This is a genomic window from Pseudomonas sp. P97.38, from assembly GCF_001269745.1.
Lineage (GTDB): Bacteria > Pseudomonadota > Gammaproteobacteria > Pseudomonadales > Pseudomonadaceae > Aquipseudomonas > Aquipseudomonas chlororaphis_E.
Genome location: NZ_LHVJ01000007.1, coordinates 28,177 through 49,221, shown reverse-complemented (window position 1 = coordinate 49,221; position 21,045 = coordinate 28,177). Strand labels below are relative to the sequence as shown.

20 protein-coding genes and 1 pseudogene are annotated in these 21,045 nt (G+C 62.3%); 13 read left to right on the top strand and 8 right to left on the bottom strand.

The genetic code is table 11. The features are described from left to right. Positions 1-35: 35 nt before the first annotated feature. Positions 36-386, top strand: a complete 351-nt coding sequence (locus AD664_RS00605; RefSeq protein WP_047738900.1) for a hypothetical protein — start codon at positions 36-38, stop codon at positions 384-386. A 1-nt stretch (position 387) separates the two neighbouring features. On the opposite strand, the gene AD664_RS00600 is transcribed toward AD664_RS00605, so the two are convergent. Together AD664_RS00600 and AD664_RS00595 are read right to left on the bottom strand one after the other, a co-directional pair. Then, entirely contained in the window at positions 388-669 is a 282-nt protein-coding gene (locus tag AD664_RS00600) for a hypothetical protein (protein WP_042732071.1), read from the bottom strand. A gap of 116 nt (positions 670-785) precedes the next feature. Then, a complete protein-coding gene (locus AD664_RS00595; RefSeq protein WP_042732064.1) occupies positions 786-998 on the bottom strand; it encodes a hypothetical protein in 213 nt (70 codons plus the stop codon). Between the two features lie 233 nt (positions 999-1,231). Here AD664_RS00595 and galU point away from each other — a divergent pair, with 233 nt between their 5' ends. From galU to ahpF, 4 genes are all read left to right on the top strand, one after another. Continuing rightward, positions 1,232-2,071: a UTP--glucose-1-phosphate uridylyltransferase GalU gene (galU, locus tag AD664_RS00590; protein ID WP_003182953.1), complete on the top strand. Its 840-nt coding sequence runs from the start codon at positions 1,232-1,234 to the stop codon at positions 2,069-2,071. Between the two features lie 309 nt (positions 2,072-2,380). Further along, a complete protein-coding gene (gene gorA / locus AD664_RS00585) occupies positions 2,381-3,736 on the top strand; it encodes a glutathione-disulfide reductase (protein ID WP_053143686.1) in 1,356 nt (451 codons plus the stop codon). A gap of 197 nt (positions 3,737-3,933) precedes the next feature. Next, positions 3,934-4,497, top strand: a complete 564-nt coding sequence (ahpC, locus tag AD664_RS00580; RefSeq protein WP_011061677.1) for an alkyl hydroperoxide reductase subunit C — start codon at positions 3,934-3,936, stop codon at positions 4,495-4,497. Positions 4,498-4,622: 125 nt separating this feature from the next. Then, positions 4,623-6,185: an alkyl hydroperoxide reductase subunit F gene (ahpF, locus tag AD664_RS00575; protein ID WP_053143684.1), complete on the top strand. Its 1,563-nt coding sequence runs from the start codon at positions 4,623-4,625 to the stop codon at positions 6,183-6,185. Between the two features lie 90 nt (positions 6,186-6,275). Here ahpF and gloA read toward each other — a convergent pair whose 3' ends face one another. Beyond that, positions 6,276-6,797 carry a lactoylglutathione lyase gene (gene gloA / locus AD664_RS00570; protein WP_053143681.1) on the bottom strand — a complete coding sequence of 174 codons (522 nt, stop codon included), beginning with the start codon at positions 6,795-6,797 and terminating at the stop codon, positions 6,276-6,278. Positions 6,798-6,990: 193 nt separating this feature from the next. Between gloA and AD664_RS00565 the strand changes: the two genes are divergently transcribed. Next, entirely contained in the window at positions 6,991-7,524 is a 534-nt protein-coding gene (locus AD664_RS00565) for a DUF4946 domain-containing protein (RefSeq protein WP_042731979.1), read from the top strand. Positions 7,525-7,615: 91 nt separating this feature from the next. On the opposite strand, the gene AD664_RS00560 is transcribed toward AD664_RS00565, so the two are convergent. Together AD664_RS00560 and AD664_RS00555 are read right to left on the bottom strand one after the other, a co-directional pair. Further along, complete coding sequence (locus AD664_RS00560; RefSeq protein ID WP_053143679.1) at positions 7,616-7,981, bottom strand: histone-like nucleoid-structuring protein, MvaT/MvaU family; 366 nt, start codon at positions 7,979-7,981, stop codon at positions 7,616-7,618. Between the two features lie 296 nt (positions 7,982-8,277). Continuing rightward, positions 8,278-9,159, bottom strand: coding sequence for a LysR family transcriptional regulator (locus AD664_RS00555; RefSeq protein ID WP_053143677.1), 882 nt, complete (start codon positions 9,157-9,159; stop codon positions 8,278-8,280). A 124-nt stretch (positions 9,160-9,283) separates the two neighbouring features. On the opposite strand from AD664_RS00555, the gene AD664_RS00550 reads away from it, so the two are divergent. After that, entirely contained in the window at positions 9,284-10,228 is a 945-nt protein-coding gene (locus AD664_RS00550; protein WP_053143675.1) for a DMT family transporter, read from the top strand. A gap of 246 nt (positions 10,229-10,474) precedes the next feature. Then, positions 10,475-11,551, top strand: coding sequence for a 4-hydroxyphenylpyruvate dioxygenase (gene hppD / locus AD664_RS00545; protein ID WP_042729397.1), 1,077 nt, complete (start codon positions 10,475-10,477; stop codon positions 11,549-11,551). A 121-nt stretch (positions 11,552-11,672) separates the two neighbouring features. Here hppD and rarD read toward each other — a convergent pair whose 3' ends face one another. The 3 genes from rarD to AD664_RS00530 form a co-directional block, all read right to left on the bottom strand. Further along, positions 11,673-12,560 (bottom strand): EamA family transporter RarD, encoded by an 888-nt coding sequence (gene rarD / locus AD664_RS00540; protein WP_053143673.1) that lies wholly within the window; start codon positions 12,558-12,560, stop codon positions 11,673-11,675. A gap of 152 nt (positions 12,561-12,712) precedes the next feature. Next, complete coding sequence (locus tag AD664_RS00535) at positions 12,713-13,726, bottom strand: aldo/keto reductase (RefSeq protein WP_042729399.1); 1,014 nt, start codon at positions 13,724-13,726, stop codon at positions 12,713-12,715. A gap of 188 nt (positions 13,727-13,914) precedes the next feature. Continuing rightward, positions 13,915-15,225, bottom strand: a complete 1,311-nt coding sequence (locus AD664_RS00530) for an MFS transporter (protein ID WP_053143671.1) — start codon at positions 15,223-15,225, stop codon at positions 13,915-13,917. A 195-nt stretch (positions 15,226-15,420) separates the two neighbouring features. Here AD664_RS00530 and AD664_RS00525 point away from each other — a divergent pair, with 195 nt between their 5' ends. The 5 genes and pseudogenes from AD664_RS00525 (at position 15,421) to AD664_RS00510 (ending at position 20,982) form a co-directional block, all read left to right on the top strand. Further along, complete coding sequence (locus tag AD664_RS00525) at positions 15,421-16,545, top strand: sugar diacid recognition domain-containing protein (RefSeq protein WP_053143669.1); 1,125 nt, start codon at positions 15,421-15,423, stop codon at positions 16,543-16,545. Positions 16,546-16,852: 307 nt separating this feature from the next. Then, positions 16,853-17,989 carry a glycerate kinase gene (locus tag AD664_RS00520; RefSeq protein ID WP_053143667.1) on the top strand — a complete coding sequence of 379 codons (1,137 nt, stop codon included), beginning with the start codon at positions 16,853-16,855 and terminating at the stop codon, positions 17,987-17,989. Positions 17,990-18,127: 138 nt separating this feature from the next. Next, positions 18,128-18,616: pseudogene (locus AD664_RS28060) on the top strand (MCP four helix bundle domain-containing protein); the annotation flags it as partial. A gap of 75 nt (positions 18,617-18,691) precedes the next feature. Further along, the gene (locus tag AD664_RS00515; protein ID WP_371260932.1) at positions 18,692-19,753 is read left to right on the top strand and encodes a methyl-accepting chemotaxis protein; all 1,062 of its coding nucleotides are present in this window, start codon (positions 18,692-18,694) and stop codon (positions 19,751-19,753) included. A 41-nt stretch (positions 19,754-19,794) separates the two neighbouring features. Beyond that, a complete protein-coding gene (locus AD664_RS00510) occupies positions 19,795-20,982 on the top strand; it encodes a pyridoxal phosphate-dependent aminotransferase (protein ID WP_053143663.1) in 1,188 nt (395 codons plus the stop codon). The last annotated feature ends 63 nt before the right edge of the window (positions 20,983-21,045 follow it).

The window sequence follows — 21,045 nt, the reverse complement described above, 5'->3', positions numbered from 1 at the left end:
TTGCACTGTCCGACGATCTTTATCGGAGGAAACATATGAAGCGCAGCGTGTGGGTGTTGGCATTGGCCTTGGGTGGATGTGCGTCCGTATCGGACATCAACCAGACGCCGCCCACCATGAGCGTCATCTCCGGCAAGAAACCCCACGAATACGCCAAGTGCGTTGCCGACCACCTGGCCAACAGCCGTGGCCCGTTGCAGATGGAACCGCACAAGAACGGCATGCGCCTGATCGTTCCTGGCAAGCTGTCGTCCCTGCCGGCCGCGGTGTTCGACATCGACGAGCGTTCCAGCGGCAGCAGCATCAAGTTGCACGAAAGCATGTCCAACGTGCCGGTGCGTCCTGGTGATGTGCAGGACGCCGCCAACGCCTGTATTTCCGGCTGAGTTACTTACACACCACCACGACACTGCGGCTGGTGTAGTTGCCGACGTCGACCCCCAGGGTCTTTTCGCTTTCCTTTGCCTGTGGTGTGCCATCGGTGCCGACGATGCGGTAACCGGTGCCCGCGCACGACGCATCGGCTTTTTCATAGCACGTGGCCCAGGAATTGGCTTCGCCCGAGCAGTCGATGCTCAGGCCTTGCTCGCCGTTGGCCAGGTAGGTTTTTTCCGCCGAGGCACAGCCCGCCAGGGCCAGGACTGTAAACAGCGCCAGAAGTGTTTTCATCGGGATCGTCATCGAGAGGGAAAGGGCAGTCGCGAGGTTATAGCGAATGGCCATTTCGGTACAGCTAAACCAGCCTCGTTCGATGCCCGGTAGGCATCTACTTGAGGCTGGGCTGCTTATTTCTTGCGGCGAGGGCGGGCCGGGGCGCTCTCACGCTCCTTGGCCGCGGGAGCAGGGCGCTCGTCCTGGAACACCGCGGCCACTTCCACGGCCATCGTCTTGGTCGGCAAGGGGCCGGCGACCTGTTCACCGTGGTAGTTGATAATCCACCACTGGCCGTCCTTGCCCTGGCTGACCGAATAACCGTTTGCGTTTCTTGTTGCCGACATCTAGCTGCCTCATTGGCGGGATCAAGGTCGCCATGATACTTCAAATGCTCGCAAACAGGGCTCATGAGCGTAGAGTGGAGCCCCGCAGCCATCGAAATGAAAGACGATTGAACTATCCGCCGTTTTTTATTTCTCTATGATGGCATCGGTTGGCCAGCGTGGGCATTGTAAGGTTCCCGCCGCCTGATTAGACTGCGCCGAAACTCGTACACACCGCCTTTTCAAGGACTTATATGATCAAGAAATGCTTGTTCCCAGCAGCCGGTTACGGTACTCGCTTCCTGCCAGCGACTAAAGCCATGCCTAAAGAAATGCTGCCGGTGGTGAACAAGCCACTGATCCAGTACGGCGTCGAAGAGGCCCTCGATGCGGGCCTGACGGAAATCTCCATCGTGACTGGCCGTGGCAAGCGTGCGCTGGAAGACCATTTCGACATCAGCTACGAGCTGGAAAACCAGATCAAGGGCACCGACAAGGAAAAGTACCTGGTCGGTATCCGCAAACTGTTGGACGAGTGCTCGTTCTCCTACACCCGCCAGACCGAAATGAAAGGCCTGGGCCACGCGATCCTGACCGGTCGCCCGCTGATCGGTGACGAACCGTTCGCCGTGGTCCTGGCGGACGACCTGTGCGTCAACCTCGAAGGCGACGGCGTGCTGACCCAGATGGTCAAGCTGTACAAGCAGTTCCGCTGCTCCATCGTTGCAATCCAGGAAGTCGACCCGCAGGAAACCAACAAGTACGGCGTCATCGCCGGCGAAATGATCCGCGACGACATCTACCGCGTACACAGCATGGTTGAAAAACCAAAGCCAGAAGACGCCCCGTCGAACCTGGCGATCATCGGCCGCTACATCCTGACCCCGGACATCTTCGACCTGATCGAACAGACCGAGCCAGGCAAGGGCGGCGAAATCCAGATCACCGACGCTCTGATGAAGCAGGCCCAGAACGGCTGCGTCATGGCCTACAAGTTCAAGGGCAAGCGTTTCGACTGCGGCGGCGCCGAAGGCTACATCGACGCGACCAACTTCTGCTTCGAGAACTTCTACAAGACGGGCAAGGCTTACTGATCGCCTGCACGCCTTGAAAAAACGCCCCGACTGGTTCGGGGCGTTTTTTTTGGGCGCCGATATTCGCTCTGGGATAAACCCGTGGCGAGGGAGCTTGCTCCCGCTTGGGTGCGCAGCGCCCACAAAGACAGGGCCGCTACGCAGCCCAGCGGGAGCAAGCTCCCTCGCCACGGTAAATCGCCGCTAACAGGGCTTTTTCATTTTCCGTTCCCGTTCCCGTTCCCGTTCCCGTTCCCAACGCAACGCAACGCAACGCTGACCTCTATGGAAACAGCAGGTATGCTGATGGCCTGCCGAAGGAGATAGAAAATGGCCTACGATTTTGACTTGTACGTGATTGGCGCCGGTTCCGGTGGGGTGCGAGCCGCGCGGTTCGCCGCCGGTTTTGGCGCCAAGGTGGCCGTGGCGGAGAGCCGTTACCTGGGCGGGACCTGTGTGAACGTCGGCTGTGTGCCGAAGAAGCTGCTGGTCTACGGCGCACACTTTGCCGAAGACTTCGAACAGGCTTCGGCCTACGGCTGGACCGCCGGCGAGGCAAGCTTCGATTGGGCCACGTTGATCGCCAACAAGAACCGCGAAATCAGCCGCCTGAACGGCATCTACCGCAATTTGCTGGTCAACAGCGGCGTGGTACTGCACGAAGGCCATGCACGGCTGACCGGGCCCAATGAAGTCGAGATCAATGGCCAGCGCTACACCGCCAGGCACATCCTGATTGCCACGGGCGGCTGGCCGATGATTCCGGACATTCCGGGGCGCGAGCATGCCATCAGTTCCAACGAGGCTTTCTTCCTCAAGGAACTGCCCAAGCGGGTCATCGTGGTCGGCGGTGGCTACATTGCGGTGGAGTTCGCCGGGATTTTCCATGGCATGGGCGCGCAGGCGTCGCTGCTCTATCGCGGCGAGCTGTTCTTGCGCGGCTTTGACGGCGCGGTGCGCAAGCACCTGGCCGAAGAGCTGACGCGCCGCGGCCTGGACCTGCAGTTCAACGCCGACATCGAGCGCATCGACAAGCTGGATGACGGCAGCCTCAAGGTCACGCTCAAGGACGGTCGTACCTTGCTCACCGATTGCGTGTTCTACGCCACCGGTCGACGTCCGATGCTCGACAACCTCGGCCTGGAACACACCGGCGTGACCCTCGACGACAAAGGCTTCGTGCAGGTGAACGAACAGTACGAAACCGCCGAGCCTTCGATTCTGGCCATTGGCGATGTGATCGGTCGCGTCCAGCTCACGCCGGTCGCCCTGGCCGAGGGCATGGCCGTGGCGCGGCGGCTGTTCAAGCCTGAGCAGTATCGCCGGGTGGACTACCGGATGATCCCCACGGCCGTGTTCAGCCTGCCGAACATCGGCACGGTGGGCCTGACCGAGGAGCAGGCCCGGGAGGCAGGCCACCCGGTGCAGATTTTCGAAAGCCGTTTCCGGCCGATGAAGCTGACCCTGACCGACTGCCAGGAACGCACCCTGATGAAACTGGTGGTCGATGCCCACACCGACAAGGTGCTGGGCTGCCACATGGTCGGCCCGGATGCTGGCGAGATCGTCCAGGGCCTGGCCATCGCGCTCAAGGCCGGCGCCACCAAGCGTGATTTTGACGAGACCATTGGCGTGCACCCCACGGCCGCCGAAGAGTTCGTCACCCTGCGTACGCCCACCGCCTGATGCGCCAATAAGGCTGCGATCCTTCGTGCAAGCACGTCGGATCGCAGCCTTCGCCTTCGCCCACAGATTTCTTCTATCTATAGCGTTTCCTGATAGCCAAAACCAATCATTCGCATGAGCTTTGCCAATGAGCCAGGTTGGGAATGAGTGGGTAAGATTCTCTCCATCAACTTTTCAACCCTGACGGAGAAACATCGATGCCTATCATCAACAGCCAAGTTAAACCGTTCAAAGCTACCGCCTTCAAAAACGGCGCATTCGTTGAAGTCTCGGACGCTGACCTGAAAGGCAAGTGGTCTGTCGTATTCTTCTACCCAGCCGACTTCACCTTCGTTTGCCCAACCGAACTGGAAGACCTGGCCGACAACTACGCCGAGTTCCAGAAACTGGGCGTCGAGATCTACAGCGTGTCCACCGACACTCACTTTGCCCACGCAGCCTGGCACAACACTTCGCCAGCCATCGGCAAGATCCAGTACACCATGATCGGCGACCCGACCCTGGCCATCTCCCGCAACTTCGACGTGCTGATCGAAGAAGCTGGCCTGGCTGACCGCGGTACTTTCGTGATCAACCCGGAAGGCCAGATCAAGATCGTTGAAATCAACGACGGCGGCGTAGGCCGTGACGCTTCCGAGCTGCTGCGCAAGATCAAGGCTGCCCAATACGTTGCCGCTCACCCGGGCGAAGTCTGCCCAGCCAAGTGGAAAGAAGGCGAGGCCACCCTGGCTCCTTCCCTGGACCTGGTCGGCAAGATCTAAGTCCATGCATCATCCGAGGGCGAACCAGCTCTTGATCTAAGTAAGCCGCTTCGCCCCCAAAAACGCCCGGGCGAGATTCGCTCGGGCGTTGTTTTTTCTGAATTCAAAACATGGAAATCGCCCGTATGTTGGACGCCAATCTTAAAGCTCAGTTGAAGTCATACCTGGAACGGGTCACCCAGCCGATCGAGATCGTTGCATCCCTCGACGACGGTGCGAAATCCCAGGAAATGCTCGCGTTACTCAAAGACGTTGCCAGTCTTTCCGACAAGATTACCTTGCTCGACAACGGCACCGATGCGCGCAAGCCATCGTTCTCGTTGAACCGCCCAGGGGCCGAGATCAGCCTGCGCTTTGCCGGTATCCCCATGGGCCATGAATTCACTTCGCTGGTACTGGCCTTGCTGCAAGTCGGCGGCCACCCGTCGAAGGCCAGTGTTGAAGTCATCGAACAGATTCGCGCACTCAAGGGCGAATTCAATTTCGAGACGTATTTCTCGCTTTCGTGCCAGAACTGCCCGGACGTGGTCCAGGCACTGAACCTGATGGCGGTGCTGAACCCGAATATCCGCCACGTTGCCATCGACGGTGCGCTGTTCCAGGCCGAGGTCGATGAGCGTCAGATCATGGCCGTGCCGAGCGTGTACCTCAATGGCGTGAACTTCGGCCAGGGCCGCATGGGCCTGGAGGAAATCCTGGCCAAGATCGACACCAGCGGCATCGAACGCCAGGCTGAGAAAATCAGCGCCAAGGACGCTTTCGATGTACTGGTGGTCGGCGGTGGGCCGGCTGGCGCTTCGGCGGCGATCTACGCGGCTCGCAAAGGCATCCGCACGGGTGTGGCGGCCGAGCGCTTCGGCGGCCAGGTGCTCGACACCATGGCGATCGAGAACTTCATCTCGGTCCAGGAAACCGAAGGGCCGAAACTGGCTGTCGCCCTGGAGGAGCACGTCAAGCAATACGACGTGGACATCATGAACCTGCAACGCGCCGAGGCGCTGGTGCCGGGCCAGGACGGTGCGCTGCACGAAGTCAGGTTCGCCAGTGGCGCGAGCCTCAAGGCCAAGACGGTGATTTTGGCGACCGGTGCTCGCTGGCGCGAAATGAACGTGCCGGGCGAGCAGCAGTACCGCAACAAGGGCGTGGCGTACTGCCCGCATTGCGACGGTCCGCTGTTCAAGGGCAAGCGCGTGGCGGTGATCGGCGGCGGTAACTCCGGTGTCGAAGCGGCCATCGACCTGGCCGGTATCGTCGCCCACGTCACCTTGCTGGAGTTCGATGTGCAATTGCGGGCCGACGCGGTGTTGCAGCGTAAACTGCACAGCCTGCCGAACGTGACCGTGATCACCAACGCCCAGACCACTGAAGTGACGGGCGATGGCCAGAAGGTCAACGGCCTGCGCTACAAAGATCGTCCAAGTGGTGAAGTGCTGGACGTGGCGCTGGAAGGGATCTTCGTGCAGATCGGCCTGTTGCCTAACACCGACTGGCTCAAAGGCACCGTGGAGCTGTCCCCGCGTGGCGAGATCATCGTCGATGCCCGAGGGGAAACCTCGATCCCGGGCGTGTTCGCCGCCGGTGACGTGACCACTGTGCCGTACAAGCAGATCGTGATCGCGGTGGGCGAGGGCGCCAAGGCCTCGCTGAGTGCCTTCGACCACCTGATCCGTACCTCTGCGCCGGCGTAGGTTGTCGCTGGAAAAAACAAAACCCCATGGGCCTGGCCCATGGGGTTTTGTTTTGGATCATGCATCACCCAGTGGGAGCGGTGGTGAGGTTCACAGCGGCGCCGGCTGGATGATTTCGACCCAGTAGCCATCCGGATCCTTGATGAACGCAAGGCTTTTCATGCGACCATCGCTCAGGCGCTTCTGGAAGTCGCAGCCCAGTGCTTCAAAACGCTCGCAAGCCGCGACGACGTCCGGCACCGAGATGCAGATATGGCCGAATCCGCGAGGGTCGGTGTTGCCATTGTGGTAGGCGAACGCCGGGTCGTTTTCGGTGCCATGGTTGTGGGTCAGTTCGAGGATACCAGGGATCGACTTCATCCATTCGGTGCGCGCCGCGGCATCTGCCGGGATCTGTTTCTTGTCCACCAGGGCCAGGAAGTACAGGCTGAATTCGGCCTCCGGGAAGTCGCGTTTTTCCACCAGGGAAAAACCCAGCACACGGGTGTAGAAGTCCAGGGACTTGGTGATGTCCTTGACCCGCAGCATGGTGTGGTTGAAGACGAATCGGGCCGTGGCGGCGTCCGGTTGGGCGGTGACGCCAGGGAAAGTATCGAGTTCGTGCAGGCTCATGGGCCCTCCGGAAAATAAGTGGGGCAAACGCCGTCGCAGCAGGGCGCGACGGTTCCTGGGCTTGCGTAAAACGGCTTCCTTGCAGGCGTGCCCATGATACGCAAGGGGCGCGGCATCGCCAAACCGTGGGTGGCTATTGCCTGGTCCGCCGACGGGCTTCAGACTTTACGCTTCGTCCTTGAGTGCCAACGCAATGATTCGACCGTTCCTTTCGCTGTTTGTCCTGCTCATTGCCACCGTTGCGGGCACCGGCGTCCAGGCGGACGAGCCGCAGGTGGCGTGGCCCCAGGGCTGGGTCGTCGAACCGCTGCCCGCCGCCACCGATGCTCCGGCAGCAGTGGGCACCCTGCGCCAGCGAGCCACTAAAAACGATTCGGCCGGCAATGCAGTGATGGTTATGGAACTGACCACGACCCCCGTCGAGCCTGATCATCAGGTCAACTTGCAAGGCGTGTTGCTGGAAATGCGCAAGTCCATCCAGAAGGATTTTTTCCAGGGCGGTTACCAAAGTGTCTGCAATAAGATCCATGCCGCCATGTTGGGTGGAGTAACAGCATTGGAAACCACTTGCACCATCACCCAGAACGGACGACACGTATTGTCCCAGGCTCTCGTTGCGGCACTAAATGGGGGTAAGGCTTATGTGCTGTCCTATGCGGGACAGGCACAGGTATTTGTTGAAAGCCAGGATGAAGTGCAGTCGGTACGAAACAGCCTGAAACTATAAGGCGTTCAGCGCAATGTGCCGGTGTTAAACAAAAGTGTGCTCCATAAAAAAGCCCTGAATGATTCAGGGCTTTCTTGCAGGCGGTTTGCTGTCAGCCACGCAACCAGGAATCGACAGTGGCCGCGCCATACTGTTCTTTCCAGGCTTTCAGGCCGCGGTGGTTGCCGCCCTTGGTCTCGATGAATTCGCCCGTGTGCGGGTTCTGGTAGACCTTCACCACTCGCGCACGGCGGGTCTTGGTGGGTTTGTTCGATTGCAGGCTGGCCTTGGACGGGTTCGGGTCGAGGATCGCGACGATGTCGCGCAGGCTCTTGCCGTAGGTTTTCATCAGTCCCTGGAGCTTTTCTTCGAATTCGATTTCTTTCTTGAGCCCGGCGTCGTTCTTCAGTGATTCCAGCTGCTTGAGCTGTTCTTGAAGGGCCTTTTCGGCTGCACGAAATTCAGCGAGTCTGGACAAAATCGTTACTCCAATCAGAATGTTTGGCTGATATCAACCGCAAACAAAGCCACAAGCCAAGCGCTTGAAGCGACTCGGTGATAAATGACTCTCCTGCTATCTAGCACAGGTAAAAAAATTGTAGTAGTTAATCCCGAAAGTGTAAATCGTAACTTTTTCTCCATGTAACAATAGCGTCGGTATTTATGAATGAAACGTTGGCGTCAATGTCTCGACGGTGGGGCAGTTAGCCTTATGTCGGGTGCTTCAAGTAGTCTTGATGGCTAATCAATTGCAAGTAGTTAAGGTTGTGGAAGTTACCCGCGCGGGCCGCGCAATGATTGCCTCGCCAGTTCGATGAACGCCAGGGTGGCCGGTGACGCCTGGCGACTGTCCAGGACCGCCAGGCCAACCTGGCGGGGGATCGGCGGTGCCAGGGGGCGAGCGACAAAACCCGGGTTTTCGCTCGCCGGCAACGAGCCTTCGGATACCACGCTCAGCGCTTCGCCCCGTCTTACCACGTCCAGGGTGCTGAGCAATTGCGAGCAGCGAAAGCGCACGTTCGGCGTGAGCCGGGCGGCATTGAACAGCCGCATGACCAGTTCCGACGAGCCGGCCTCGGTGAGCACGAACGGGTCGTTGCACAAATCCTTGAGGCTCAGGCTGGCACGGGCGGCCAAGGGATGCTGCGTGGGCAGCAGCGCGACCATCTGGTCTTCCAGCAATTGAACGGTGTCGAAGCGGTCTTCGGGAAGCACCACGAAGCCGACGTCGATCCGCCGCTCGTCCAGCCATTGGATGACCTGGCGGTCCGGGCCTTCGTCGATGTGTACTTCGATCCCCGGATGCAAGGCACGGTAGCGCTGCAGGAGGGCGGGCAGCAGTTTCATGGACGACGTCGGCCCGAACGAGCCGATGCGCAACGTGCCACGACGCATGCCCCGGGCATCGGCGGCTTCCTGGCGCAATGTGTTGGCCAACCCGAGCATGGCCCGCGCCCGCGCCAGTAGCTGCTGGCCGATGTCGCTGAGCTCCACCTGGGCCTGGTGACGTCGGAGCAGTTCCACCCCCAACTCCTGCTCCAGCGCCTTGATGGCGTGGGATACCGCCGACTGGCTGATGCCCAAGCGGGTAGCCGCAGCGGTGAACCCCCTCAGCTCGGCGACCACGGAGAAGATTTCCAGTTGGGTGAGGGTCATGAGTGAATGCTCATTTTACGATGATCAGGCATGAGGCAAACAATACGGCATCCCAGCCCCGTCCGATACCGTGGCGAGGACGCAAGCACCCTCGACACGGGGTCGATTGACCTCCAGGTGAACCATGAACGCTTTCGAACAAACCGTCTCAACTCCCTCCGACCTGTCGGTCTACCTCAAGCTCGCCATGGTCACCATAATCTGGGGCGGCACGTTCGTGGCTGGCCGGATCCTCTCTGATGCATTGGCACCGCTGTTCGCGGCCAGCTTGCGTTTCCTGCTCGCCAGCCTCGCGCTGCTGTCGTTTCTCGCCTTGGCGCGGATTCCCCTGGCCAGACCCAGCTTCAAGCAAGGGCTGCAATTGGCCGCGCTGGGCTTTTTTGGCATCTTCTTCTACAACCTGTGTTTCTTCTACGGCTTGCAGTCCATCAGCGCATCGCGGGCCTCGTTGATCGTCGCCCTGAACCCGGCGGTGATCGGGTTGGCGTCCTGGGGCCTGTTCAAGGAACGCCTTGGGGCGCTGAAAGTCGCGGGCATCGTGCTGTGCATCGGTGGGGCGGGGCTGGTGATCGTCAGCCGTGACCCCGCCCTGTTGCACGGGGCGACGCAAAGCTGGCTCGGCGACGGACTGATTTTTGGCTGCGTGCTGGGGTGGGGCATCTACTCGCTGTTTTCCAGGGGCTTGAATGAGCGCCTGGGGCCGTTGCAGACCGTGACCTGGTCGATTCTGCTGGGCACGTTGATGCTGTGGCTGGCCTGCGCCATCGGCGGGGAGATTCGCCTCGACACCCTGCGCGCTCTGGACCTGAAGCAGTGGCTGAGCCTGTTGTACCTGGGCGTGTTGGGCTCGGCCCTGGCCTACATTGCCTGGTACGACGGCATCCGGCGGATTGGTGCGACCCGTTCCGGGGTGTTCATCGCCCTCAATCCGCTGACGGCGGTGCTGCTCGGAGCACTGCTACTGGACGAACGGTTCACCGCCATGATGAGCCTGGGCGGCGGGTTGATCCTGGGCGGCATTTTCCTTTGCAACAAACCCCTTGCGCGGTCGAGGAAAAAGGCGATTTGATACGGAAGGCGGACAAATCTGGTTACGCTGTGTAGAATCGATTTACGCATATAAGAATAACGTCTTCTGGCAGCAGAAGCCTCGCCCGCAAAAGCCTTGGGTCGACAATGAAGATACTTGGGTTTCAACTGATCTACGGCGATTTCCTCGCCCGCAGCGTTCGCGGCATTTCCTGCGCGCCACCGCGTGCCCTCGCATGACTGGCAACTAACGTTTGTTAATTGATAAGCATGATGAGGCGCCGACATGGCAGATCTATACGAAAACCCAATGGGCCTGATGGGCTTTGAGTTCATCGAGTTCGCATCACCGACTCCCAACACCCTGGAGCCGATCTTCGAGATCATGGGCTTCACCAAGGTGGCGACCCACCGGTCCAAGGATGTGCACCTGTATCGCCAGGGCGCGATCAACCTGATCCTCAACAATGAGCCCCACAGCGTGGCCTCGTACTTCGCGGCCGAGCATGGCCCGTCGGTGTGCGGCATGGCGTTCCGGGTCAAGGATTCGCAGCAGGCGTACAAGCGAGCCCTGTCGCTCGGCGCCCAGCCGATCCACATCGAGACCGGTCCGATGGAGTTGAACCTGCCGGCGATCAAGGGCATTGGCGGTGCGCCGCTGTACCTGATCGACCGTTTCGGCGAAGGCAGCTCGATCTATGACATCGACTTCGTGTTTCTCGAAGGCGTCGACCGCAATCCGGTGGGCGCCGGCCTGAAGATCATCGATCACCTGACCCACAACGTGTATCGCGGGCGCATGGCTTATTGGGCCGGCTTCTACGAGAAGCTGTTCAACTTCCGCGAGATCCGTTACTTCGACATCAAGGGCGAGTACACCGGCCTGACCTCCAAGGCCATGACGGCCCCGGACGGCATGATCCGCATCCCGCTGAACGAAGAGTCGTCCAAGGGCGCCGGGCAGATCGAAGAGTTCCTGATGCAGTTCAACGGCGAAGGCATCCAGCACGTGGCGTTCCTGACCGATGACCTGGTCAAGACCTGGGACCGGCTCAAGGCCATCGGCATGCGCTTCATGACCGCGCCGCCAGACACCTACTACGAGATGCTCGAAGGCCGCCTGCCCAACCATGGTGAGCCGGTCGAGGCGCTGCAATCGCGGGGCATCCTGCTGGACGGCGCGTCCGAGCAGGGCGACAAGCGCCTGCTGCTGCAGATCTTCTCGGAAACCCTGATGGGGCCGGTGTTCTTCGAGTTCATCCAGCGCAAGGGCGATGATGGCTTCGGCGAGGGCAACTTCAAGGCGCTGTTCGAGTCCATCGAGCGTGACCAGGTGCGGCGTGGGGTGTTGGCCACGGAATAATCCGCGAGCCACACGGTTGTGGGCGCGAGCTTGCTCGCGATGGCGGCCCGTCATTCAATGCCTGTTGACTGACACACCGCTATCGCGAGCAAGCTCGCTCCCACAAGGTCCTGCTTGTACTTCAAGCTTTACGCCGATGATGTCGCATCAGGTGCTTGAAGCCTTCGAACACCAGCACTGCCACGGCCATCCAGATCGAGAGGTAGGTCAGCCATTCGCCGGCCTTGATGCTCTCGCCCAGCAACAGCGCGACGCCCAGCAACAGTACCGGCTCTACGTAGCTCAACAGCCCGAACAGGCTGAACGGCAGCAGCCGGCTGGCAATGATGTAGGACACCAGCGCCGAGGCGCTGATCACCCCAAGCACCGGGATCAGCAGCGACAACCAGGGGTGTTGGTCGAACACGTTGAAACCTTGCTCGCCGCTCTGCACGAACCAGAGCGCCACCGGCAGCATCAGTGTCATGTCCAGCCAGAGTCCACCCAGGTTGTCGGTCTTGATGCGCTTGCGCAGGATGAAGTAGATCGGATAGCCGATCACCACCAGCAAGGTCGCCCAGGAAAAACCACCGGCCTGGTACAGCTCGTTGAACACCCCGAGCGTGGCGAAGAACACGGCGATTTTCTGCAGGTACGACAGGCGTTCGCCATAGACGATGCGCCCAGTCAGGACCATCGACAGCGGCAGCAGGAAATACCCCAGCGACACATCCAGGCTGTAGCCGTTGAGCGGCGCCCACATGAACAGCCACAACTGCGCGCCCATCAGGGCCGAAGACGCGATCGACCCGATCAACAGCCGAGGGGTGTCGACCAGGCGCCGCAGCAGCGCCGTGACCAGTTTCCATTCCCGTGCCACCAGCATGAACACGGTCATGCAGGGCATGGTCAGCAACATGCGCCAACCAAAAATCTCCACGCCGGTCAGTGGCGTGAGCAGCGAGGTGTAGTAGTACATGACGGCGAACAGCGCGGACGCCGAGACCGATAGAGCGATACCTTTGGACACGGAGGCCTCTTGTTAGCGGGGTGGCGGCGTGTGTGACGGACCCTTGTCGTGGCGAGGGAGCGAACTCCCGCCCGGCCGCGCAGCGGTGGGATCCGTTGCGCGGCCGGGCGGGAGCACGCTCCCTCGCCGCAAGGGCTTGTTGCGTAGCAGGCCTATGACGTCAGCGGTACGCGCCCCGACACGAAATGCCCGACGTCGTTGAACCCCGGCGTCGAGGCATGCCCCGGCGTCACCAGCGAATCGATGAAAGCTTCGTCATCCGCCGTGATCCTGACCGCCTGCGCCTTGGCATAGGCGTCCCATTGGGCTTCGGTGCGAGGCCCGACGATGGCCGAGGTGACCGCGCGGTTGTTCAGCACCCAGGCGATGGCGAACTCGACGATGCCCACGCCCCGGCCCTGGGTGTACTGCTGGATCTGCTGGGCGATGCGCAGGGACTCGACCCGCCACTCGGTCTCCAGGATGCGTTTGTCCTGGCGACCGGCGCGGCTGTTGGCATCCGGCGCGGCGTCCGGCGCGTACTTGCCGCTGAGCACGCCACGGGCGAGGGGGCTGAAGGGCACCACGCCGAGGCCGTAGTTCTGCGCGGCGGTGATCTGCTCGGTTTCCGCCTGGCGGTTGACGATGTTGTACAGCGGTTGGCTGATCACCGGCCGGTCGATGCCCAGGCTGTCGGCAATCCGGATCACCTCGGCGATACGCCAGCCGCGGTAGTTCGACAGGCCCCAGTAACGGATCTTGCCCTGGCGAATCAGGTCGCCGATGGCCGACACGGTGACGTGCAACGGGGTGTTGTGGTCTTCACGGTGCAGGTAGTAGATGTCCAGGTAGTCGGTGCCCAGGCGGTTCAGGCTGGCCTCGATGCCGTTGAACAGATGCTTGCGGCTCAGGCCGCTGCGGTTGGGCACGCCGTCCGCCGGGCCGAAGCCGACCTTGGTGGCGAGCACCCACTCGTGGCGGTGGCGGGCGATCGCCTCGCCGACGATCTCTTCGGAGCGGCCGTTGGTGTAGACGTCCGCCGTGTCGATGAAGTTGATGCCCTGGTCCCAGGCCTTGTCGATGATCCGCAGCGAGTCTTCGGTGCTGGTCTGTTCGCCGAACATCATGGTGCCCAGGGTCAGCGTGGACACTTGCAACCCGGAATGGCCTAGCGTGCGGTAGCTCATGACAAGATCCTTCATCCATGGGAAAGGCCCAATCAAACCCCAGAACAGGCGCATGGATCAAACAGATTTATCGAACACCACCCATCCACTGCGGGAGCGGGCTTGCTCGCGAAGAGGGCGTGCCAGTTGACATAGCTGCCATTGATCCACCGCTTTCGCGATCAAGCCGGCTCCCACAGAGGCAATGCTCAGGCCCTGAGCGTACGCGTCATGCGCAACGCCAGCAGGCTGCCGGCCACGATCACCCCGGCCAACACGTACAGTGCGGCATCGGTGGAGCCGGTGGCATCCTTGACCCAACCCACCAGGTAAGGGCTCAGGAAACCGGCCATCTGGCCCATGGAGTTGATCAGCGCCAGGCCGCCCGCCGCCGCGCCGGCGCTGAGCAGGGCGGTAGGCACCGGCCAGAACATCGGCAGGCCGGTGAGGGCGCCCATGGTGGCGATGGACAGGCCGAGGATGGCGATGGCCGGCGTGGTAGCGAAGTTGACGGCGATCAGCAGCCCGGCCGCGCCCATCAGCATCGGCACCACCAGGTGCCAGCGACGTTCCTTGCGCAGGTCCGCCGAGCGGCCCACCAGCAGCATGAACACCGCCGCCAGCAGATAGGGGATCGCGCTCAACCAGCCGATCACCAGGTTATCGCTGAAACCCAGGCTCTTGATGATCGACGGCAGCCAGAAGTTGATCGCATACACACCGCTCTGGATGCAGAAGTACACCAGGCCAAAGGCCCAGATCGCCGGGTTCTTGAACACGGCCAGCAGGGAGTCGCTGCTGGTGTTCGGTTTGTTCGCCAGGTCCTGGGCATGGTCGGCGGTGAGCACGGCGCGCTCCTGGTCGGTCAGCCACTTGGCGTTGGCGAAGGTGTCGCTGAGCAAAAAGAACGCCAGTGCACCGAGGATCACCGTCGGGATGCCTTGCAAAAGGAACATCCACTGCCAGCCGGCCAGGCCGCCTTGGCCGGCGGCGAAGTGATTGAGGATCCAGCCGGAAAACGGGCTGCCCAACAGGCCGGACACCGGAATGGCGGACATGAACAACGCCATAATCCGGCCGCGTCGGAAGGTCGGGAACCACTGCGAGAGGTACAGCACCACACCTGGGAAGAACCCGGCTTCGGCCGCGCCGGTGAACAGCCGCAAGGTGTAGAAACCGGTGGGCGTGGTGACGAACAGCAGGCAGGTCGACAACGTGCCCCAGGTGATCATCATCAACGCGATCCAGCGCCTGGGGCCGAACTTGCTCAGGGCCAGGTTGCTGGGTACGCCGCACAGGACGTAGCCGATGAAGAAGATCCCGGCACCGAGGCCGTAGACGGTTTCGCTGAACTTCAGCGCATCGAGCATCTGCAACTTGGCGAAGCCAACGTTGACCCGGTCGAGGTAGTTGAACAGGTAGCAGATGAAAATGAAGGGGATCAAGCGCAGCGTGATGCGCTTGTAGACGCTGTTTTTCTCGTCGTGGGTAGCCAGGAGGGCCGTTGCGCTCTGGGACATGGCGGGTCTCTCTTTATTATGATTTGTACGAGCCAAGGGGTAACGTTGACTGCCCTTGAGTCTCGGCCAGCCCGGGGGGCCGTGTCTTTGTGCCTGAGCACAGGGTTTGGAGCAGGACCCTGTGCGCCTGACCAATCGCCCTGGCGCCCTGCGCTGCAAACCTTCACCCACGCCGCTTGCAAGGAACACCGTCCCATGTTCGAACTGGATCATGACCTGGCGCAGGACATCGTCGACCGGGCGATGGCGATCCTGCCATACAACGTCAATGTCATGGACAACCAGGGCCTGATCCTCGGCAGCGGTGAGCGCGAGCGCATCAATACCCGCCACGAGGGCGCGCAATTGGTCCTGGCCAATGGCCGGGTGGTGGAAATCGACGCACACACGGCGATGCACCTCAAAGGCGTGCAGCCAGGCATCAACCTGCCGCTGATGCTCGATCAGCGCTTGATCGGCGTGCTGGGCATCACCGGTGAGCCCGAGCAGTTGCGCACCTACGCCGAACTGGTGCGCATGACCGCCGAGATGCTGGTGGGCCAGCGCAACCAGCAGGCCGAACAGCAATGGCGCCGGCAACGGTGTGACGACTTGCTGGCCTTGCTGCTGGGGGACGCCGGGGATTCGCCGCGGTTGTTGGACGAAGCCCGCCAGATGGGCCTCAAGCCGCAACTGTCACGGGTGCCGTATCTGTTCGAGCTGGGTCCGGAGCACGGGCCAGGGCAGAGCGTCGAGACGTTGAGCGCCTGGTTGATGTCGCGCTACCCGGACAGCTGGTGCCTGACCTCGTCCAAGTCCTCGCTGCTCTGGTGCCGGCCGGTCACCGCGTCGGTGGAGAACGAGCGGCTGCTGGGCAAGCTCGACGGGCTGGGCTGGTGCATCTTGCGGGTGGCGGTGGGCGGCCAGGCCGAAGGGCTGGCGGGGCTGCGTCGGTGCTATCGGCGGGTCGCGGACCTGCTGGCCTACGGTCGCGATGTGTTGCCGCAATCGCGGCTGCTGAGCCTCGCCCGTTACCGCCTGCCGGTGATGCTCTGGCGTCATCGCAGCGACGATGCCCTCGACGAATTACTGGCACCGCTGCGCAAGGTGATCGCCAAGGACAGCAACGGCCAGTTGCTCATGACCTTGCGCAGCTGGTGCGAACACGACGGCCAGAGCCAGGCCTGCGCGGAGGCCCTGGGGATCCACCGCAACAGCTTGCGCTACCGCATGGAGCGCATCGCCGAGCTCAGCGGGGTCGATCCATTGCGGCTGGATGGCATGTTGGCGTTGTACCTGGGGGTGCAGTTGTTGCCGCAGGGCGAGGCGTCTTCCACATAACCCTGTGGGAGCGAGCTTGCTCGCGAGGGTGGTTGTACCGGGGGAATTATGTCGCCTGTGCCGCCGTCTTCGCGGGCAAGCCCGCTCCCACAGTTGATTTGCGGTGTACATGGATTCGGTATTCACACTGATTGACTTGTGGGAGCGGGCTTGCCCGCGAAGAGGCCCTCCCATCCAACAACCATCCCTGTACCAACCCCACCCTTTGTAAAATTGAACAATAATCCCCCCTGTCTTTTGTGCGGCAGACCGGCGTCACGGTTGCGGTCAGCTGGCAGCATGCTGGGCATCGGAACCGGAGAATAATATGAAAATAGTCATCGCCCCCGACTCGTTCAAGGACAGCCTCAGTGCCCAGGGCGTCGCCGACGCCATCGCCGCCGGGCTGGCCCAGGTCTGGCCGGCTGCACAGTTGATCAAGTGCCCGATGGCCGACGGCGGGGAAGGGACGGTGGCGTCGGTGCTGGCGGCCTGCAACGGACAATGGCGCCGCAGCCGGGTCCGGGGGCCGTTGGGCAGCGCGGTCGAGGCAAGCTGGGGCTGGTTGCCCGAGAGCCGCACCGCGATCATCGAAATGGCCGAGGCCAGCGGCCTGCAATTGGTCGCGCCGGGGCAGCGCGATGCCTGCTCCAGCAGCACCTATGGCACTGGCGAACTGATTCGCGCCGCCCTGGATGAAGGGGCCGGGCGGGTGATCCTGGCCATCGGCGGCAGTGCCACCAATGACGGCGGTGCCGGTGCGATGCAAGCCCTGGGCGTGGCGTTGCTGGATGAACACGGCCAGGCGCTTGCGCCGGGCGGCCTGGCCCTGGCGAACCTGTCGCGCATCGACCTCAGCGGGCTGGACCCGCGCCTGGTCCAAGTCGATTTCGAGATTGCCGCCGACGTCGACAACCCACTGTGCGGCCCCCAGGGGGCTTCCGCCATTTTCGGCCCGCAAAAAGGTGCGTCCGCCCAGCAAGTGCAGTGGCTGGACGCAGCCCTGGGACACTTCGCCGAACACTGTGCCCAGGCTCTGCGCAAGGATGTGCGCGACGAACCGGGCAGCGGTGCCGCCGGCGGCCTCGGGTTCGCCGCCAAGGCGTTCCTCGGCGCGCGGTTTCGCACGGGCGTGGAGGTGGTCGCCCAACTGGTGGGGCTGGCCGCTGCGGTACAGGGCGCTGACTTGGTGATCACTGGCGAAGGCCGTTTCGACGCGCAGACCCTGCGCGGCAAGACGCCCTTCGGCGTGGCCCGCATCGCCCGCCAGCACGGCGTGCCGGTGCTGGTTATCGCCGGTACGCTGGGGGAGGGCTATCCGGCGCTGTATGAGCACGGTGTCGATGCCGCCTTCGCCCTGGCCAGCGGCCCGATGACGCTGCAAGAGGCCTGTGCCGATGCGGCGCGGCTGCTGGGCGAGCGGGCCCGGGATATTGCCCGGCTGTGGCAGGTCGCCAGCCGATAAGTGTTCCTGAAATATTTTTTTACATCCCCCTGTAAAAAGCCTACAGCCCAGCCGATAAAGGGGTTAAGCGTACCCATCAGCACCCCACCCTACACTGACTGGCATGGATGCTCGACCCCATCGCCCCGAAGTCTTTACATGTCCCTTCGTAGCCTGAACATCGCGCCCCGAGCCTTCCTTGGCTTCGCTTTCATTGCTCTGCTTGTCATTGGCCTGGGCTTATTCGCCGCCAATCGCATGTCGGTGATCCGCCAGACCTCGGTGGACATGGAGCAAAACCAGGTGCCCAGCGTCGCGTACCTGGCCAACGTGCTGGAGAACGTGCTGCGCATGCGCATCCTGTCGTTCCGTATCCTGGTCAATCGCGAGCCGGCCAGCCTGGCAGAGGCCGAAACCCGCATCGGTGTGCTGGTGGAGAAACTGCACAAGGCCGACACCAGTTACGCGGCGTTGCCAGCCGAAGCCGAGGAAAAAGAGCTGTACAAGACTTTTTCCGTGACCCTTGGCAACTACCTGCAAGCCCAGAAAGAGATGCTCGACCTGTCGCGACAGAACAAGGTCGATGAGCTGCGCGCCCTGATCAATAGCCGAATCAAGGAAGGCACCGACCTGATGGGCGAGCAGCTCAACAAGCTTATCGCGATCAACGTGTCCGGCTCTGTAGAGGCGTCGGCCGAGGCGGGCGCGCACTTTGACAACGCGCTGGCGGCAATCATTATCGTGTCGGTCGTCGCTGCGTTGGCCACCGTGCTGCTCGCGCTGGCGCTGACTCGCAGCATTGTGTTGCCGCTCAACCGAGCGCTGGAGGCGGCGCGAGTCATTGCCGGCGGGAACCTGGTGCAGGTGATCACGGACGATGGCAAGGACGAACCCGCTCGGTTGCTCAAGGCCCTGGCCGACATGCAAGCCAGCCTGCGCAAGACCATCGAGCAGATCGCCGGCTCCGCCACCCAGTTGGGCGCCGCCGCCGAAGAGTTGAGCGCGGTGACCCAGGAATCTTCCCGTGGCCTGCAACAGCAACACAACGAAATCGAACAGGCCGCCACGGCGGTCAACGAAATGACCACCGCAGTGGAAGAGGTCGCGCGTAATGCGGTGTCCACGTCCGAGGCGTCGAACCAATCGACCCAGGCGGCCCGGGAAGGTCGCTCGCGGGTGGTGGAAACCGTCGAGGCGATCCAGACCATGACCCACGACGTGCAAAGCACCGCGGCGATGATCGAAGGCCTGGCGGTGCAGGGGCGCGATATCGGCAAGGTCCTGGACGTGATCCGCGCCATCGCCGAACAGACCAACTTGCTGGCCCTCAACGCCGCCATCGAAGCCGCCCGCGCCGGGGAGGCCGGACGCGGCTTCGCGGTGGTGGCCGACGAGGTCCGGGCCTTGGCCCACCGCACTGCGCAATCGACCCAGGAAATCGAGAAAATGGTCGCCGGTATCCAGAACGGCACCGGTGAGGCCGTGCAGTCGATGCAGCAAAGCAACCAGCGCACCCAGAGCACCCTGGAAATGGCCCGCGCCGCCGGCGTGGCCCTGGAACAGATCACCCAATCGATCCACCAGATCAACGAGCGCAACCTGGTCATCGCCAGCGCTTCGGAGGAACAGGCCCAGGTGTCCCGCGAAGTGGACCGCAACCTGGTCAACATTCGCGACCTCGCCACCCAGTCGGCCAGCGGTGCGAAACAGACCAGCGACGCGTCCCACGAACTGTCGCGCCTGGCGGTGACGTTGAACGCGATGGTGGCGCGGTTTGTGATTTGAGATAGGGTTGAGGCTGGACACCGCGCAATCAGGAGATATGCATGCGCTTTTCAGCCTTGACCCAACGCATCACCGGCGATGGCGCCGCCGCCTGGCACATTCACGATCGGGCGCTGGCCATGCGCGAACAGGGCATGGACGTGCTGCTGTTGTCGGTGGGCGATCCGGATTTCGACACACCGCGCGCCATCGTCGATGCCGCGGTGGGCAGCCTGCGGGCCGGGGATACGCATTACTCGGACATCCGTGGCCTGTACACCTTGCGCAGCCGCATTGCCCGGCGTCACCAGCGGCGCTGCGGCCAGCCGGTCGACGCCGGGCATGTCACCGTGTTGCCCGGCGCGCAGTGCGCGGTGTATGCAGTCGCGCAGTGCCTGCTCGACCCGGGCGACGAGGTGATCGTCGCCGAGCCGATGTATGTCACCTACGAGGCGGTGTTCGGTGCCTGCGGGGCGACAGTGGTGCCGGTGGCGGTACGTCCGGAGAACGGGTTCAGGGTCGAACCGGCCGACGTGGCCGGCCTGATTACCGGGCGGACCCGGGCGATGCTGCTCAACAGCCCCAACAACCCATCAGGCGCCAGCCTGCCGCTCGCGACCTGGCGAGGACTGGCGCAGTTGTGCATCGAGCATGACCTGTGGCTGATCAGCGACGAGGTCTACAGCGACCTGTTGTACGAAGGTGAGCACGTCAGCCCGGCCAGTCTGCCAGGCATGGCCGAACGCACGGCGACCATCAACAGCCTGTCCAAATCCCATGCCATGACCGGTTGGCGCATTGGCTGGGTACTTGGGCCCGAGCCCCTGGCCGAACACTTGGCGAACCTGTCGTTGTGCATGCTCTTCGGCCTGCCGGATTTCGTGCAGCGGGCGGCCCAGGTGGCCCTCGAAGAAGATTTGCCTGAAGTGGCGCACATGCGCGAAGAGTATCGCCAGCGCCGCGACCTGGTGTGCGCCATGCTTGGCGACTGTCCGGGCCTCAAGCCGGTGCGACCCGATGGCGGCATGTTCGTCATGGTCGACATCCGCCAGACCGGTCTCGACGCCCAAGGCTTTGCCGAACACCTGCTGGACGGCTATGGCGTCTCGGTGCTCGCCGGCGAGGCTTTCGGCCCCAGCGCGGCGGGGCATATCCGCATCGGGCTGGTGGTCGACCGGCTGAAACTGGCCCAGGCCTGCGAGCGCATCGCGGCCTGTGCGGCGGGGCTGCTGCTAGCACGGCGGGCCTGAGACTCGCCGTGCGTCGCGACCGCTTTCGCGAGCAAGCTCGCTCCCACAGGTTTCCCAAGTGTT

Excerpts from the sequence above, each read along its gene's own strand:
- AD664_RS00600 (WP_042732071.1), bottom strand. The coding sequence starts at position 669 with ATGAAAACACTTCTGGCGCTGTTTACAGTCCTGGCCCTGGCGGGCTGT.
- AD664_RS00605 (WP_047738900.1), top strand. The coding sequence starts at position 36 with ATGAAGCGCAGCGTGTGGGTGTTGGCATTGGCCTTGGGTGGATGTGCG.
- AD664_RS00520 (WP_053143667.1), top strand. The coding sequence starts at position 16,853 with ATGAAAATAGTCATCGCCCCCGACTCGTTCAAGGACAGCCTCAGTGCC.
- galU (WP_003182953.1), top strand. The coding sequence starts at position 1,232 with ATGATCAAGAAATGCTTGTTCCCAGCAGCCGGTTACGGTACTCGCTTC.
- gorA (WP_053143686.1), top strand. The coding sequence starts at position 2,381 with ATGGCCTACGATTTTGACTTGTACGTGATTGGCGCCGGTTCCGGTGGG.
- hppD (WP_042729397.1), top strand. The coding sequence starts at position 10,475 with ATGGCAGATCTATACGAAAACCCAATGGGCCTGATGGGCTTTGAGTTC.
- gloA (WP_053143681.1), bottom strand. The coding sequence starts at position 6,797 with ATGAGCCTGCACGAACTCGATACTTTCCCTGGCGTCACCGCCCAACCG.
- AD664_RS00530 (WP_053143671.1), bottom strand. The coding sequence starts at position 15,225 with ATGTCCCAGAGCGCAACGGCCCTCCTGGCTACCCACGACGAGAAAAAC.
- AD664_RS00595 (WP_042732064.1), bottom strand. The coding sequence starts at position 998 with ATGTCGGCAACAAGAAACGCAAACGGTTATTCGGTCAGCCAGGGCAAG.
- AD664_RS00555 (WP_053143677.1), bottom strand. The coding sequence starts at position 9,159 with ATGACCCTCACCCAACTGGAAATCTTCTCCGTGGTCGCCGAGCTGAGG.
- AD664_RS00535 (WP_042729399.1), bottom strand. The coding sequence starts at position 13,726 with ATGAGCTACCGCACGCTAGGCCATTCCGGGTTGCAAGTGTCCACGCTG.
- AD664_RS00565 (WP_042731979.1), top strand. The coding sequence starts at position 6,991 with ATGATTCGACCGTTCCTTTCGCTGTTTGTCCTGCTCATTGCCACCGTT.
- AD664_RS00510 (WP_053143663.1), top strand. The coding sequence starts at position 19,795 with ATGCGCTTTTCAGCCTTGACCCAACGCATCACCGGCGATGGCGCCGCC.
- ahpF (WP_053143684.1), top strand. The coding sequence starts at position 4,623 with ATGTTGGACGCCAATCTTAAAGCTCAGTTGAAGTCATACCTGGAACGG.
- AD664_RS00550 (WP_053143675.1), top strand. The coding sequence starts at position 9,284 with ATGAACGCTTTCGAACAAACCGTCTCAACTCCCTCCGACCTGTCGGTC.
- AD664_RS00525 (WP_053143669.1), top strand. The coding sequence starts at position 15,421 with ATGTTCGAACTGGATCATGACCTGGCGCAGGACATCGTCGACCGGGCG.
- ahpC (WP_011061677.1), top strand. The coding sequence starts at position 3,934 with ATGCCTATCATCAACAGCCAAGTTAAACCGTTCAAAGCTACCGCCTTC.